The sequence below is a fragment of the Enhygromyxa salina genome (assembly GCF_002994615.1).
Taxonomy (GTDB): domain Bacteria; phylum Myxococcota_A; class Polyangia; order Nannocystales; family Nannocystaceae; genus Plesiocystis; species Plesiocystis salina_A.
Genome location: NZ_PVNK01000151.1, coordinates 1 through 1,101 on the forward strand (window position 1 = coordinate 1; position 1,101 = coordinate 1,101).

Annotated in this window: 2 protein-coding genes; both read left to right on the forward strand. The window is 66.9% G+C overall.

The genetic code is table 11. The features are described from left to right. The first annotated feature begins 29 nt into the window (after positions 1-29). Positions 30-635, forward strand: a complete 606-nt coding sequence (locus tag ENSA5_RS16330) for a PilV family protein (RefSeq protein ID WP_146155763.1) — start codon at positions 30-32, stop codon at positions 633-635. Continuing rightward, on the forward strand, positions 635-1,101 hold a 467-nt coding region (locus tag ENSA5_RS16335; RefSeq protein ID WP_146155764.1), incomplete at its 3' end, for a PilW family protein. The genes ENSA5_RS16330 and ENSA5_RS16335, both read left to right, overlap by 1 nt.

Consider the following 1,101-nt stretch of genomic DNA (forward strand, 5'->3'; position numbering starts at 1 on the left):
ATTCGCAAATTCGATGAGATCCCGGAGCCATGATGGGGACACCTGAACGAAAATCGCGCGGGTCCGAGGCCGGCTTCACCATGGCCGAGGTCATGGTCGCGCTGATCGTGTTCATCGTCGCGGTCGTCGGATTGGTCGCGATGGAGAGCCGCGGGATCGAGGCCCAGCGCGCGTCAATGGAGACCCGCGAGGGCGAGCGCATCGCCCAGGAGATCATGGCCGAGCTGATGGCCACGAGCTTCGACGAGCTGATCGAGTTCGACTTCGCCGGGGCCCAAAACCCGGCCTTGCCCTACGACGACGTCGACCTCGACACCTGGGAGCTGCGCGACTACGGGGCCGTGCCCAACGCGACCGGCGAGCGGGCCCCGGGCGTGCGCGCCGACTTTTACTGGGTCGGGCGCAGGGTCGACCGCTGGCCGACCGGCGGCGCGGGCACGCCCGACGCGGTCCAGCTCGAGGTCACGGTCTTGTGGCTCGACTACACCAACCCCGCCTTTCCACCGCCGTCCGACGTCGACGTCGACGACCTCGTGTCCGACAACCTCGATCCGGCCTCACCGGAATTCTCGCCCTGGGTCCGCGGCGTGCAGCTGCGCACGGTTCGGGTCAACGACGCGCGGGAGCCAGGGTAATGAATTTTCACAAGTACAAAAACGCCCAGGGTGTTCGGGGGCAGCGGGGCTTCACCCTGATCGAGCTGATGGTTGCGATCTTGGTGTCGTCGATCGTGCTGATGGGCGTGTTCGCGTTTGCCTCGATCCAAAAGGACACCGCGAGCCTCCAGCGCCGGCAGATCGTCTTGCAGCAGGCCCTCGAAGGATCGATGTATTCGATCGGCACGGATCTGCGCATGGCAGGGCTCGGCTTTGGCCGCCAGTGCAGCGAGATCCGGGTCTACTCCGACGCCGAGGGCAAGCTCATCAACCCCGGCGCGGTCACCGACGACAACATCGGCGACGCCTACATCGATTCGATCACGACCGAGCCCTACTGGGTCCTGCGTGACGGCGTCCAGGCCCACTGGCGCAGCGGCGCCGACGTCGGGGCCAACGACATGGCCGGGCTCGAGGCGACCTCGGCCTCGCCGAGCAGCGCGGC

What these genes read in the sequence shown, in the direction of transcription:
- ENSA5_RS16330 (WP_146155763.1), top strand. Translation starts at nt 30, where the DNA reads ATGATGGGGACACCTGAACGAAAATCGCGCGGGTCCGAGGCCGGCTTC.